The organism is Turneriella parva DSM 21527 (assembly GCF_000266885.1).
GTDB classification, from domain to species: Bacteria; Spirochaetota; Leptospiria; order Turneriellales; family Turneriellaceae; genus Turneriella; species Turneriella parva.
The window spans coordinates 3,350,469-3,363,448 of the sequence record NC_018020.1; the positions used below are offsets into that span (position 1 = coordinate 3,350,469).

The 12,980-nt window shown below is 53.7% G+C and carries 13 protein-coding genes and 1 tRNA gene; 3 read left to right on the forward strand and 11 right to left on the reverse strand.

Annotation, left to right across the window (positions count from 1 at the left end):
- Positions 1-4: 4 nt before the first annotated feature.
- Both TURPA_RS22165 and dprA read left to right on the forward strand, forming a co-directional pair.
- A complete protein-coding gene (locus TURPA_RS22165; RefSeq protein WP_014804335.1) occupies positions 5-2,167 on the forward strand; it encodes an adenylate/guanylate cyclase domain-containing protein in 2,163 nt (720 codons plus the stop codon).
- 1 nt (position 2,168) lies between these two features.
- Positions 2,169-2,987 (forward strand): DNA-processing protein DprA, encoded by an 819-nt coding sequence (dprA, locus tag TURPA_RS15935; protein ID WP_014804336.1) that lies wholly within the window; start codon positions 2,169-2,171, stop codon positions 2,985-2,987.
- Here the strand turns inward: dprA and TURPA_RS15940 are convergent.
- On the reverse strand, positions 2,947-3,690 hold the full coding sequence (locus TURPA_RS15940; RefSeq protein ID WP_053332217.1) for a polysaccharide deacetylase family protein: 744 nt from the start codon (positions 3,688-3,690) through the stop codon (positions 2,947-2,949). The genes dprA and TURPA_RS15940 overlap by 41 nt on opposite strands.
- Here TURPA_RS15940 and TURPA_RS15945 point away from each other — a divergent pair.
- On the forward strand, positions 3,684-3,962 hold the full coding sequence (locus tag TURPA_RS15945; protein ID WP_014804338.1) for a Smr/MutS family protein: 279 nt from the start codon (positions 3,684-3,686) through the stop codon (positions 3,960-3,962). The two genes, TURPA_RS15940 and TURPA_RS15945, sit on opposite strands and share 7 nt — an antisense overlap.
- On the opposite strand, the gene TURPA_RS15950 is transcribed toward TURPA_RS15945, so the two are convergent.
- The 10 genes from TURPA_RS15950 to TURPA_RS23490 all read right to left on the reverse strand — a co-directional run bounded on the left by TURPA_RS15950 (position 3,950) and on the right by TURPA_RS23490 (position 12,915).
- Positions 3,950-4,537 carry a riboflavin synthase gene (locus tag TURPA_RS15950; RefSeq protein ID WP_014804339.1) on the reverse strand — a complete coding sequence of 196 codons (588 nt, stop codon included), beginning with the start codon at positions 4,535-4,537 and terminating at the stop codon, positions 3,950-3,952. The two genes, TURPA_RS15945 and TURPA_RS15950, sit on opposite strands and share 13 nt — an antisense overlap.
- A 52-nt stretch (positions 4,538-4,589) precedes the next feature.
- Positions 4,590-4,660 (reverse strand) — tRNA-Gly (locus TURPA_RS15955).
- Positions 4,661-4,700: 40 nt separating this feature from the next.
- The gene (locus tag TURPA_RS15960) at positions 4,701-5,900 is read right to left on the reverse strand and encodes a hypothetical protein (RefSeq protein ID WP_014804340.1); all 1,200 of its coding nucleotides are present in this window, start codon (positions 5,898-5,900) and stop codon (positions 4,701-4,703) included.
- A 7-nt stretch (positions 5,901-5,907) separates the two neighbouring features.
- Positions 5,908-6,477: a c-type cytochrome gene (locus TURPA_RS15965; protein ID WP_014804341.1), complete on the reverse strand. Its 570-nt coding sequence runs from the start codon at positions 6,475-6,477 to the stop codon at positions 5,908-5,910.
- Positions 6,474-7,025: a DUF3341 domain-containing protein gene (locus TURPA_RS15970; protein WP_014804342.1), complete on the reverse strand. Its 552-nt coding sequence runs from the start codon at positions 7,023-7,025 to the stop codon at positions 6,474-6,476. The genes TURPA_RS15965 and TURPA_RS15970 overlap by 4 nt, the downstream gene beginning before the upstream one ends.
- Before the next feature lie 9 nt (positions 7,026-7,034).
- Positions 7,035-8,420 (reverse strand): NrfD/PsrC family molybdoenzyme membrane anchor subunit, encoded by a 1,386-nt coding sequence (gene nrfD / locus TURPA_RS15975; RefSeq protein ID WP_014804343.1) that lies wholly within the window; start codon positions 8,418-8,420, stop codon positions 7,035-7,037.
- Between the two features lie 9 nt (positions 8,421-8,429).
- Positions 8,430-11,483 carry a 4Fe-4S dicluster domain-containing protein gene (locus TURPA_RS15980; RefSeq protein WP_014804344.1) on the reverse strand — a complete coding sequence of 1,018 codons (3,054 nt, stop codon included), beginning with the start codon at positions 11,481-11,483 and terminating at the stop codon, positions 8,430-8,432.
- Positions 11,484-11,509: 26 nt separating this feature from the next.
- The gene (locus tag TURPA_RS15985; RefSeq protein ID WP_014804345.1) at positions 11,510-12,076 is read right to left on the reverse strand and encodes a cytochrome c3 family protein; all 567 of its coding nucleotides are present in this window, start codon (positions 12,074-12,076) and stop codon (positions 11,510-11,512) included.
- Between the two features lie 38 nt (positions 12,077-12,114).
- Positions 12,115-12,492, reverse strand: coding sequence for a c-type cytochrome (locus TURPA_RS22170; protein WP_014804346.1), 378 nt, complete (start codon positions 12,490-12,492; stop codon positions 12,115-12,117).
- Between the two features lie 114 nt (positions 12,493-12,606).
- Complete coding sequence (locus TURPA_RS23490) at positions 12,607-12,915, reverse strand: STAS domain-containing protein (RefSeq protein WP_014804347.1); 309 nt, start codon at positions 12,913-12,915, stop codon at positions 12,607-12,609.
- Between the last annotated feature and the right edge of the window lie 65 nt (positions 12,916-12,980).

Genomic DNA, 12,980 nt, shown 5'->3' on the forward strand with positions numbered 1-12,980 from the left:
GGCCATGAGCCGTAAAAGCAGAACTGCCGAACTTCAGCAGGTAACCGATGTGAGCGGAGTTAAAGTGCCGCGTATCGAACTGTCGATGCGCTGGAGCATTGTCTCGCTGCTGACGCTGCTCATCGTCTTATCTGCAGGCCTCATTATTCTCGTCTCGTATCTCGGCGGCCGCCAGTCGACGCAGTTTCTGGTCGACACGCTCATGGAAGACAAGGCTTACCGTTTTATCGACAAGGCTTCGCAATTTCTCGGCGAGGCGCGTTCGCTCGCCGGCGATGCCCGCGAAGCGATTGCGAAGCTGAACGTTGCCTCGCAGCGGCAGCAGGTTGAAGAAGAGCTCAAAGACATTTTCGAAGAAGAACCCTATCTTTCCAGCGCCTATCTGATTCGTAATGGTCGGGTGCTCGTTGCCGTCAACAAGTCTGTGCCGACCGGCAACCACCAGAACCTGCTCGAAGAGATCGACGATCAGAAAGAGGCTGAGAAAAAAAAGTTGGATATCCAGTTTGAAGAAAGGCCACTCGGCAATTTGTCGCCTTACCCCTGGGCAGCACCCTCAAAGCCGGGTAACAAACAGATTACTCCCGTTCACAAGACATTCGTAAACGGGGCGCCGGGGTTCACCTTCTGCTCGGCAGACAATCTGCAACGGGGAGCAGCCGCAGGCGGCGTGTGTGTCGACATTACGCTCGGCGATCTGTCGCTCTTCATCGGCGACGTTAAGGTGGGTGAAACCGGCAAGGCGTTCATCGCAGACAAAACGATGCACATGCTGGCGGCGCCGCAAGAAACACGCGACTCGTCGCCCTTCATCAAAGAGGGGGCCAGCACGCTCACTCTGAAAAATATCACGGAGTTCGTGAACCCCGAAATTCAGGCGGCGCACACGGCAATGCTCAAGAAGCTCAAGAAATTGCAGAAGAACAAAAAATGGCTCAAGAGCAAGAAACCATTTTACTTTGATTTCAAACTCAACAGCAATCGCTACGTCGGTATCTTTGCGCCTTTTCCGGCTTACACAGGGCTCGACTGGCAGACAGGCGTCATTATTCCCGAAGATGAGTTTTTCTTTTTCGTGCGCCGCAACACACGGCTTGTTATGGCGGCCTCATCTGTTTTGATTCTGCTCGCCATCGTCATGGGGTACATATTTTCGCGCCGCCTCGCGAAACCGCTGAGCGATCTTTCCCGGGAAATGGATAAGATTCAGCAGTTTGATCTGCAGTCAGAGAAAACCATTGTTTCATCGATCACCGACGTGCAGAACATGGTGCTTTCATTCTACAAGATGAGGCAGGGGCTTAGATCATTCGGTAAATTCGTACCGGCTGACATTGTGCGCCAGTTGATCGCGCAAGAGGGCGATGCGCACCTGCAGGGTGAAAAACGCGAACTCACGGTGCACTTTTCTGATATCGAAGGTTTCACAACCGTTTCTGAATCGCTGAAGCCCGAAGAACTTGTCGAACTTCTGGCCGAATACCTCGGCGAGATGAGCCGCATTATCGCCGAAGAGAGCGGCACGGTCGACAAATACATCGGTGACGCAGTCATGGCATTCTGGGGTGCCCCGCAGCCGGTCGACGACCATGCTGTTAAGGCTGCGCGTGCCGCGCTTAAATGCCAGAAGCGCCTCGTTGAACTCGAAGCCAAATGGCAGGGCGAGGGCAGGCCTGTCTTCAGGGCCCGCATTGGCCTCAACACGGGCGAGATTATCGTCGGCAATATGGGCTCAGCAGAACGCCTGAACTATACCGTCATCGGTGACGCGGTAAACCTTGCCAGCCGCCTCGAAGGCATCAACAAATACTACGGCACGCGTATTATCGTCGGCGAAAAAACGCAAGAGCTGATTCGCAACCAGTTCGTGACCCGCCTGCTCGATTTTGTCGCGGTAAAGGGCAAGAACGAAGCGATCCGTATTTATGAACTCGTCGGTGAAAAGGGCAGCGTCGATACGACGACATTGACCTTTATTTCGCTCTTCGAATCGGGCCTTGAAGAATACCGCAAGCGCAGCTGGGACAAAGCCGAAGAATACTTCAAAAATGCCAAAGCCAAAAAGGTCGACAAAGCCTGCGATCTCTTTCTGCACCGAATAGCCGAGTACAGGGTAAATCCACCACCTGTGGCCTGGTCGGGTGAATACGTCATGACCTCAAAGTGACATGACGGCGGCCCTCTGCCTTGCGCTGCATCTCGGTAACCGCTTTTTGACCGAAACCATTCGGCGGCAGCTTGAGCTGACGCCGGGATTCGAACAGTTTACGCGCATTCAGCTCGGGCAAAGGTATTCGGCGCTGCTTGCTTCCGCTGAAAAAATTCTAGCGAATATCAGCCCGGCGTCGGTTCTCACCCCGCACGACGCAGACTATCCGCATCTCTTGCGGGAAACTGCGCACGCTCCGTTTGCGCTGTTCTTAAAGGGAGACAGGTCTTTACTCATGCGCGATAAGGTATCGATGGTCGGCACGCGCGAACCGTCGGCCGCGGGGCGCGAAGCGGCAATTGCGCTCGCGCGCGATTTCTCGCGCTCTGGCAAAACCATTGTCTCGGGCATCGCGCGCGGCATCGATTCGTTGTGTCACCACGCAGCGCTCGAAGCTGGCGGCTCAACAATTGCAGTTTTGCCGAATGGCCACAACCATCTTTATCCGCTTGAAAACCGGGATATTTATGAAAAGGCGCGCGAAGGTCGGCAAATTCTGCTCGTGTCCGAATATCTGCCCGACCAAAAGCCGATGAAGCACCATTTCGTGAGGCGCAACCGCATCATCGCAGGCCTCTCTGACCTGACGGTTTTCGTCGAAGGCCCGCTGAAGAGTGGTGCCATGATCACAGTCGGTGTTGCGCTCAGCGAGGGGCGTGATGTCGCCGCGCTTCGGCATCCAAACCTTTTGGCCAATGCGGGTGGTGAGAAACTCATTGCAGAAGGAGCTATCGACGTCACCGATCGGGCATTCTGCGCTCAAACTCTGCCAGAATAGACCGCACCTGCTCGCGCGAACCAGAACCCATAACCGTAAACCTCGGAATAATCTTCGCTATATCGGCGGCCCGGGCGACGCGATAGTCAACGGAGAACAGGTAGCTGAACCCTGCCGCCCGTGCTGCCCCGGCGCTCGGCTCAGACCAGCTGCCATAGGGCCAGGCAAACAATTGCGTGGGTCTGCCCGCAAGCTGCGCGAGATGTTCGCGCGAGAGATAGAGCTCCCGAAAAAGTTCTGCACCAGGGGCCTCGCCGAGCGAACTGTGCGACCATGAATGGCTGCCGATATCATACGCTGCAGGTAGTTGTTTCAACGCGGCCCGCCATTTCTTGTCACCCAGCAATTGCTCGTTATAAAAGAAGAAAGTTGCCCCATAACCACGCTTTCTGAGTTCGGGCAAAACGATATCTCGGTGCGACGCATAACCATCATCGAATGTCAGCACCACCTGTTTGCGGGTGGTATTCGCGTCAGGCGTACGCAGCCATTCGCCGGCCGAAACAACTTCATAGGGTTTCAGGTCGTCGAGAATACCCGAAAAAGTATCGAAGGTAATCGCGTACCTTCCGACCCGGCCGATATCGTGAAAGCAGAGTATGACTGCGTCGGGGCTCACACCCACCATAAATTCTACTTTGGGTTTACAGCAGAGGGCGAGACTGAGGCTCAGAGCGAGGCCTGGCAGAAACCGGTATGACATATCTTCCGCAAATCTATATCCGCCAGATGCGCTACGAAGAGGCAAGAACAAAACTGCTGAACGAGATTGAAAGCCTGTTCTTCGCGGGCACCCCAGAAGTCGAGGTGGTACACGGTATCGGCAACTACATTCTGCGGCGAATGGCTGAGAAAGAGCTCGGGCATCTCGATTACGTCGAAATTCTAAGCCCCGGCTATTACGCAAACCCAGGCAGCATGCGCGTGCGACTGCTCATACCCGACCCGGGCACGCTGCAGAGCTACCGCGCCTGATTCAGGCGAACATAATCGAGTGATTTGATGATGTAGTCGACTTCGATGTTGACGCGCGAGCCGGCTTTCCAGTCGCCAATATTCGTATTCATTTCGGTTTCAGGGATTATCTGCACTCTGAAAGTATCTGGCGAAATTTTCTCCATTACCGTGAGGCTGATTCCATTGAGCGTCACCGATCCTTTCGGAATTATGTAGGCGCTGTCATACCGTATAATGATATCGAGGCCTTTACCGCGCTCTACCCGCAGAATTTCAGCCGTGCCCTCGACATGCCCCTGTACCAGATGCCCGCCGATTCGGTCGCCGAGTTTCAGCGCGCGCTCAAGGTTCACGCGTGTGCCGGGCAGCAGCTCTGAAAAATTCGTGACCGCCAGCGTCTCAGGAATCGAAAAAATGGTGAACGAAGCCGCATCAAAGACCTCAACGGTCTGGCAGGCACCATTGACCGCGATACTGTCACCACGCTTCATGTCGGCGAGAATGCGGCTGCAGCCGATGACAAAACGCACACCATCGGGGTGCTTTTCGGCTGACAGCACCGTTCCCACTTCTTCAATCAGGCCGGTGAACATTTGCGCTTTGTTGTATAATTAGAGAAGGGGGATATCCCCCGAATTGTGATTGAGCGGGCAAAGGGACTCGAACCCTCTCTAAAAGCTTGGAAGGCTTTTGTGCTACCGTTACACCATGCCCGCGGGATACAATATGTGACGATAGCCACGCCACCACCGGACGTTAAAACGTCTGGTGAAAATGGCGCGACTCTTCGTAATCGACATCGCCCGTCGGAGCTTCGTTACCTTTGGCAAACGCCTTAAAATACAGCAGGGCAAATGCGCCCACCGCGCCGATGAAAGCGCCGATCTCAAGCGGGCCTACGGGAAAGCTGTTAACCTTATTTTCAGCACCGGCATGACCGAGCGCCGAACCGTAAACAACCCAGACCACATCGAGAAAGCTGACAAACAGAATATACCAGGCAACCTTCACCAACCGCTGCGGGGCGCGCTTAATGTCGCGCGACAGCAGAATGAGGAACGGAATTACAAAGTGCAGCATCCAGAGGCCGATAGTAAAACCTTTCCAGACTCCCTTGAGGCGCAGTTCGAGCAAGTATGTCTCTTCTGGCATGTTGGCATACCAGGTCAGCATATGCATGCTAAAACCGATATAAGCCCAGAAAACCACCGACATAAACTGCCACTTTCCGAGGTCATGCAGGTGCTCTTCGTTCACGTCTTTGAGACCGCCATTTTTCTGAATGGTCACGAGAATAATGATGATCGAAGCAATTGCCCCAAACCAGCCGTTTGCAAAGCAATAAACCGGAAACATCGTTGTGAACCAATGTGGTTGCAGCGACATTACCAGGTCGATCGACGCGAGCATAAACGAGTAGGCAAAGAAGAGCGTATAAATCGCAGAGAATTTTACGAGCTTCGATTTAGTTGCAGCGTCTTTGGCGCTGTCTTGAGCGGCTGAGGTCTTGCGAATCTGGTGGCCTAAGTAGAGCCATGCCGAGAAATAGATGACCAAACGAACGATAAAGAAAGGAACATTGAGGTAGCCCTGCTTGTGCTGCAGAATTTCGTCTGAGGCCACGATCTTGGCATCTGCCCATTCGTAAACATGGTTCAGGTGCAGAGCAGTACCGATTGCCACGACGGCAATAATGCCTGCGGCAAGCACCAGCGGAGCCGCGAAAGTTTCAGGAATCCGTCGCAGCACGATCGACCACTTTGCGCCGGCGATAAACTGAATCGTGGCAAAAAGCAGACCGACGAGTGAAATCGTCATGATAAAATAGCCGACGGAAAGCAGCGCCAGCCATGCCCGGTCAGCGGCGAGAATAAAACCGCCCGCCAGTGAAAGCACACCTATGGCGATCATGCCATAGAGTATCTTGGTGTATTTTTCGGGGAGTGCAAATTTCATATCAGCCTCATTTCTTTTTCTGCAGCTCGTTTTTTACGTACGCTGCGACATTCCATCGGTCTTGTTCTTGAATCTGCGGGGCATAACCCTGCATCGCACCCTGACCCGCGGTGGCTATGTGATAAATCTTGGCGAGAGAAAAGCCTTCGGCCCGCTCAGCAGCCTTGCCCGGTGCTGTTGCCAGCGGACGCACACCGGCAAACTTCTTCGCCACGAGGCCGTCTGCATAGCCCTGAGCGCCATGGCATGGTGCGCAATAGATTTCATACTTTTTCGCGCCTTTCTTCAGATCAAACGTCGCCGGGGTCTTGAGCTCGCGCGCCGCCGTTTCGACATCGACGTCTTTCTTGTACGGATACGCCGGCGAGCCATTGTATGTTATCGTATTTTCAGGTTCGTACATGTCGTACTGGCGCTTGCCGATACCGTCAAATTTTGCCGTATCACCCGCGGGTGAATAGTGCATATCCAGAAAGTATTTGTATTCGCGACGCGTTTCAGCGCAGGCCGTTACCGCGATGGCTGCTATTACCAGCGCGATGCCGCGGCCGGCTTTTGATGCAAAAGAACTTTTCATGCCTTTACCTCTTCAATCTGGGCGTTCAGCCCCGAAAGAATTCTTTCTACGTCGGCTTTAGATATGCCTTTGTCGCCTATCCAGATTGCAAAGACGTCTGATGTCACACCCTGAGCCGGTACCTTGCGGTTAATAAAACCCAGTCTGCCGAGTACCAGAACCGCTACTACGGTGAATACCGCTGCAAAGTAAATGGTCAGCTCAAACAGAATCGGAATATAAGCTGGCCAGGAGAAGAAGGGCTTACCGCCGAAAACGATCGGCCAGTTAAAAACGTCGATAAACGTGATATACGTGAGACCCAGTATCGCAGCCATGATGCCACCGACAAACGTGAGTACCGGAATCCACGAGCGGTGCAAGCCCATCGCCGTATCGAGTCCGTGAATAGGGCACGGCGTGAAGCAGTCGAAAAGTTTGACGTTCGCCGCTTTGGCCTGCTTAGCCGCTTTCAAGAGGTCGGCAGGTGTTTTCAGAGAGGCGACATAGCCCCCTGATACTTCGTCGTAAGAGAAGAGACCGCGTTTTATTTCTGCAATGGATAACATGTTTCCTCTTTAGTGGTGGCTCAGCGAAGCATTCGCCTCGTCAGCTTTGACTTCAGCGAGCGCTATCGATGGTATCGTGCGAATGAACATTAAGAACAACGTGAAGAAGATACCAAAACTGCCGATGAGTACGGCGTAGTCTGCCCAGGTCGGATCGTAAGAATCCCAGCTTGAAGGCAGGTAGTCGCGGTGCAGCGAAATAATGACAATCACGAAGCGCTCAAACCACATACCGATGTTGACCACGATCGATATGACAAAGAGCATTTTGATGTTCGTGCGCAGTTTCTTGAACCACAGAAAGTGCGGAGATACAACGTTGCACGTAAACATAATCCAGAACGCCCAGGCAAATGGCCCGGTCATGCGGTTGATGAAGGCATACTGTTCATTGTGGCTCGCAGAATAAGCGGCCATAACGAATTCTACAGTGTAGGCAAATGAGACCATCATGCCGGTTACCAGAATAACAATCGCCATATTCTCAAGGTGCTTGATTGTGATATATTCTTTCAGCTTAAAAACTTCGCGTGTGATGATCATGAGGGTCATCACCATCGCAAAACCTGAATAGATCGCACCGGCCACGAAGTAAGGTGGAAAGATCGTAGCGTGCCAGCCTGGAATAACCGAGGTAGCAAAGTCAAATGAAACGATGGTATGTACAGAAAGCACGAGCGGTGTTGCAAGCGCCGACAGAATCATCACCATCTTTTCATAGTGGTGCCATGTTTTTGCTGACCCCACCCAGCCGAGCGCGAGCACGCGGTATGAGATGGATTTTACCTGAAGTAAGAAGGCGCCGATTTTGCTGTTCGCCTTGTAGCGTTCAAAGCGGTCACGCAGTGTTGCGAAGTCGGGTACAAGGCCCATGTACCAGAAGATCAATGAAACTGAAAAGTATGTTGAAATGGCAAATAAGTCCCAGAGCAGCGGCGAACGAAAGTTTGCCCACAGTGGCCCCCGTTCGTTCGGGTAAGGGAAAGCCCAGTAAACAAACCATGGCCGACCAATGTGGATCAACGGGAAAATCGCCGCAACAATAACGGCAAAAATCGTCATCGCTTCAGCTGCGCGGTTAATCGATGTTCTCCATTTCTGTCGAAACAGAAACAGAATCGCTGAAATGAGCGTACCCGCGTGACCGATGCCTACCCAGAAAACGAAGTTCACGATGAAGAAACCCCAGCCGACCGGATTGTTGATCGCGAAGATACCGAGACCAACGAACCAAGAGTAGAGAATCGTCGCAATGCCCAAAACGGCGGCAGCTATCGAAACACCGAAAGCTCCCCACCAGAGTTTGGTCGGGAAAGCTTCAATCGGACGCATGACATCGTCGTCCATCGCCGCGAACGGCTTGCCAATGTGGTAAATATTTTTTTCCGTTGCCATTCTTTTACCTTATGCCTTTGCTTCGGGGCGGTTTTTGACGCGCACCATGTATTTTACCGAAGGTTCAACGTTAATCTGCGCGAGAATCTTGTAGGTTCTCATGTTATCGTTTGCCTTCTTCACCTGCGTATCAGCGCTGTTAATGTTGCCAAACGTAATCGCGCCGGCCGAGCAGGCCTGCTGGCATGCCGTTTGAATTTCGCCGTCGCGTACCGCGCGGCCCTCAACTTTGGCGAGTTGGCGCTTCTCAGAGATACGCTGCTGGCAGAATGAGCATTTTTCAATCACACCGCGCGAGCGCACAGTTACATCGGGGTTCAGAGCGTACTGCTGCGGGTCGCGCAGCTTATCTTCCCAGTTTTCGAACCAGTTGAAGCGGCGCACTTTGTACGGGCAGTTGTTTGAGCAATAGCGGGTACCGATGCAGCGGTTGTAAGCCATGTAGTTGAGGCCGTCAGAGCTGTGGCCTGTCGCGCCAACCGGGCAGACGTTTTCGCACGGTGCATTTTCACAATGCTGGCACATGACTGGTTGAAAGAACACGTCGGGGTTTACAAGGTCGGCATCTGCTTTCTCTGCCGCGTCGTTTTCGTAGATGTAATAGCGATCGATGCGCAGCCAGCTCATTTCGCGGCCGCGGTTGATCTCTGATTTACCGACTGCTGGAATGTTATTCTCAGAATAGCATGCCATAACGCACGACGAGCAGCCTGTGCACTTGTTGAGGTCAATATTCAGGTTCCAGCGATAACCTTCTTCGTAGTTATGCTTGTCGTAGAGGCCTTTCGCTTTGCCCCCAAATGGCTTTTCTTCGTGCTCGTGCAGCAGTTCTGGCTTTTTCTCGCGGGCTGCTTTTTCAAAGGTCTTGAGGTCAACCTGGCGTGCGAGGCCCCGAATAACTGCGAACTCATAATGCCGTTGCGTTGAAGCCAGCATATCATACTTACCAATCTTCTCTAGGGTAACGCTGATACCTGACGAACCGATCTGGCCAGCATTGTAGGTCTGCAGCGCGTAACCGTTCTGTCCGACGCCTGCGCCGACTTTGCCAATGTGGCTCTGGCCGAAACCGATCGCGAGTGCAAGCGAACCGCGGCGCATGCCCGGCTGCACAAACGCAGGTATCTCGAATGTAACTTTGCCGGCGCTGACCCGCAGCAGGTCTTGCGTCTTGATTTTCAGTGTCTTCGCGTCAGCAGGGCTGATGAGAAGAACGTTATCCCACGTGATTTTGGTCACCGGGTCTGGAAGTTCATGGCGAAACGAGATGTTGGCGCCCGCGCCATCGCCGAGGCCTACACTTTCGATGAGGTTCAGGCGATAGCCCACCTGAGCTTCAACCGGGGGTTTTACATCTTTGAGCGCCGCTGAGCGAAAGGCCCGCGCAGCGCCCGCACCCGGTTGCTCGACAACCGCAAAGCCAGAAGCAAGTGTGGAGTTCCACGACTGGCCACGCGCATTTGCAGCATGGCTTTTCTTGACCTGTTCGTATGCCGAGGTATTATTGCCTGTCAGGCGGCCGTAAATTTCGAGCACTGGCATCGTGTCTGACAGCGGGCGAATTACCGGCTGAACGATTCCGTAAACACCATGAGCCGCTGCATCTGACCAGGCCTCCAGAAAGTGGCTCACCGGCAACACCTGCGTTGCAAGCACTGCCGTGTCATTCAGGTGGTCACCGATAAAGATAACATTCTTTACTGATTTTATCGCCTCTGCAAAACCCGAAGCGACGGGCAGATCATAGACCGGGTTGCAGCGATCGACGACCAGAGTTTCTACCTTGCCGGCCTTCATGTCGGCAATGAGTGCCTCGAGCTGAGCGGCGTCGCTGATGTTGAGGTTGCCCTTGAGGGCAGCTTTGGTTGAAACTGTCTTGCCTTCGTTACCAAGAATGGCGTTCAGCAGGTTGACTGCAATCTGCAGCTCGCCCGCGAGCGCGGTGCGTGCGTTCACGCCACCGCCCACAACCAGCGAACGGCCTTTGAAGTTTTTGAGATCTTCTGCGAGCGCTATAATTTGTTTTTCTTCGAGGCCGGTAACTTTAGCAACTACCGCAGGAGTATATGCCTGCACTGCCGCGCGCACATTACCATCACCTGCAAGCGCCGAGCCCGGCAGCAGCAGATTGGCAAGCCCGAGAGCAAACGTAGTGTGTGAGCCTGCAACGAGCGCCAGGCGGCGGTCTGCGTTACTGCCGGTGAGCGACATCGCTGATTCAGCCACAAACAGTTGATTCATCTTGCCAGCGGGGTCGCGGCGCGACGCGAACTGTTTAGTATAGAGGTCAGAAGCCAGCCATGTACCCAGAAAATCAGCTTCGATTGCGAGAATGGCGTCAGCTTCGTCGAATCGGTGGGCAGGTATCGCGGCACTGCCGAAGCTCGCCTTATTGCCGGCCACGACTTCGCTGAGCGTGCCCGTAGCGTCATAAACCACAGCCGCACCGAGGCGAGCCCGGGCGCTCTCTTCAGCAGGTGAGAAAGTGGGGCTGGCGATGACGCGTGCTTTGCCCTTCAACAGGGCAGCCGCTTCGGCAATTGCTTCATCCCATTTGGCGGCTTTGAATGACGAGCCGTCTTTTTTCAGCGGTGACTTGACACGGTCTGGGTCGTAGAGATCCCAGATTGAGGCGAAGGTATCTGCAGTCGTAGCACCTTTGTAAAGTGGGTGCTCCGCAAGGCCTTCGATCTTGATTGGTTTGCCTTCGCGGGTTTTAACCAGTATAGGCGTGATGCCGCGATTGCTGATGCGTGTGCTGGCAAAATACCGCGCCTGGCCGGGCTGGTATTCCATCGGGCGGTCGACATAGGGCACAATCTTTTCAACGGGCTCGCGGCAGGCAGCCAGCGTCGCCATCGAAATCGAGGCGCCCATAAAGGTGAGAAAGCTCTTGCGGTCGAGGTTCGCGTTTACACCGCGCTCGATCATCTCTTCGATGTTCGAGGGAAATTCGCTTTTGCCGTTCCAGAGCGCCAGATCTTGCTGCGCTTCTTCTGGCGTTGCGCCCACTTCTTCAAATGAGCGAAAAACTTTGGTCTGGGCTGTTGTCTCGTTTGACATGACTGTATCCTTCACGGTTATCTCTCTTAGTAATGGCAGGTGTTACAGTTAATGTTCACACCGTGGTTCTTGTATTCTGCATCGTTGCGGTAATCTTTGTGGCAGTTGACGCAGAAGCCCATGTTGAGCGACTGAACCTGTTCAACCACCTTCATGTTGGCAACATCACCGTGGCACGGCGTGCAGGCCGTTTTGGTCGGCTGGCCGTCTTTCAGAAGCTGCTTAATGTGGGGCGCATGCGGAAAGCGCACGTGATCGGGCAGATTATGAATGCGAACCCACTCGAGCGGCTGCTTCTTTTCGTAGAATTTCTTGAGCTTCTCGACACCCGGTTTCCCGTAGCCAACCGAAACGTGGCAGTTCATACACGTGTTCATGCTGGGCACGCCGGCCTTTTTGCCGGTTGTGACGCCGGTGTGGCAATATTGGCAATCAATGCCATATTCACCCGCGTGTTTTGCGTGGCTATAGGCTATCGGCTGCTCAGGCGCGTAACCGACCCGGGCCGGGGGGGCCCAGATAATCCACGCCGCCAGCGCGACGAGAACGACGGGAGTTCCGTACTTTATTGCTTTGAAGAGTCGTGGATCCATCCGGGGGTGCTCCTGATTAATTGAAAAAAAAGGGGGATTTAGTTCTTGCCACCGAGCTTGCGCACGTGCTCAGCTACGGCTTTGATTTCTTCATCTGAGAGAACGCCTTTGTAAGGTGCCATGCCAGAACCCGCTATACCAGTTTCAATCGCCTTGATGACTGAAGCGAGGTCGGTTCCGTTTTTCCACTTTGCATCGGCAAAGTTACGGGGCTTGGGTTTCAGTGCAGCGCCCACCGGGCCATCGCCTTTACCTTGAGCGCCGTGGCAGGTGACGCAACCTTTTTCATTGTAGACGGTTTCGCCAGAGATCGCGGCAGCTGCACCAGGTGCCGCATCAGCTTCAGGCTTTTTGCCGCAGGCAGTTGCTGCCATGGCTAGCGCAGCCATAGTGAGGAAGATATATTGCTTTTTCATGGGTTTCTCCTTGGCGAAAACTCTCGTTCTGCCAGTAGGCTCAAGTTTGCTTTTGAAATAGAGCGTCGATTTTTTTTTGACAATTTGATGACAAGCCGGGCCGCGCGTTCTCATTCAACCCAGCGAAGCTGTTAATCCGCTTTTTTCGAATATCGTGCGCAGAGCAGCCGGAGGATTCAGCAGTTTGAATTCGATCTCTTGATCGGCGCAGCTTCGAACCGTCTGCAGCAACACGGCGATGCCCGCCGAATCGATGTGCGTGAGCAATTTCAGGTCGATATGTATACCGGTGACGCCAGGTTCAATCCAGGCAGTGATTCTATTCTTGAAATCGGGAGCCGTGAAGAAGCCCAGCATGCCATTGGCCGTGGCAGAGATTAATCCTCCATTATAGCGGACGTCGAAATAGAGCTTTTCTGCCATAAGTAACGGGTGTGTGAGCGACCGCCCGTTTGCCCCGTCGCGCGCGGCGCGTAAAGCAAGTTTGG

Excerpts from the sequence above, each read along its gene's own strand:
- TURPA_RS22165 (WP_014804335.1), top strand. The coding sequence starts at position 5 with ATGAGCCGTAAAAGCAGAACTGCCGAACTTCAGCAGGTAACCGATGTG.
- dprA (WP_014804336.1), top strand. The coding sequence starts at position 2,169 with ATGACGGCGGCCCTCTGCCTTGCGCTGCATCTCGGTAACCGCTTTTTG.
- TURPA_RS15945 (WP_014804338.1), top strand. The coding sequence starts at position 3,684 with ATGACATATCTTCCGCAAATCTATATCCGCCAGATGCGCTACGAAGAG.
- TURPA_RS15940 (WP_053332217.1), bottom strand. The coding sequence starts at position 3,690 with ATGTCATACCGGTTTCTGCCAGGCCTCGCTCTGAGCCTCAGTCTCGCC.
- TURPA_RS15950 (WP_014804339.1), bottom strand. The coding sequence starts at position 4,537 with ATGTTCACCGGCCTGATTGAAGAAGTGGGAACGGTGCTGTCAGCCGAA.
- TURPA_RS15960 (WP_014804340.1), bottom strand. The coding sequence starts at position 5,900 with ATGAAATTTGCACTCCCCGAAAAATACACCAAGATACTCTATGGCATG.
- TURPA_RS15965 (WP_014804341.1), bottom strand. The coding sequence starts at position 6,477 with ATGAAAAGTTCTTTTGCATCAAAAGCCGGCCGCGGCATCGCGCTGGTA.
- TURPA_RS15970 (WP_014804342.1), bottom strand. The coding sequence starts at position 7,025 with ATGTTATCCATTGCAGAAATAAAACGCGGTCTCTTCTCTTACGACGAA.
- nrfD (WP_014804343.1), bottom strand. The coding sequence starts at position 8,420 with ATGGCAACGGAAAAAAATATTTACCACATTGGCAAGCCGTTCGCGGCG.
- TURPA_RS15980 (WP_014804344.1), bottom strand. The coding sequence starts at position 11,483 with ATGTCAAACGAGACAACAGCCCAGACCAAAGTTTTTCGCTCATTTGAA.
- TURPA_RS15985 (WP_014804345.1), bottom strand. The coding sequence starts at position 12,076 with ATGGATCCACGACTCTTCAAAGCAATAAAGTACGGAACTCCCGTCGTT.
- TURPA_RS22170 (WP_014804346.1), bottom strand. The coding sequence starts at position 12,492 with ATGAAAAAGCAATATATCTTCCTCACTATGGCTGCGCTAGCCATGGCA.
- TURPA_RS23490 (WP_014804347.1), bottom strand. The coding sequence starts at position 12,915 with ATGGCAGAAAAGCTCTATTTCGACGTCCGCTATAATGGAGGATTAATC.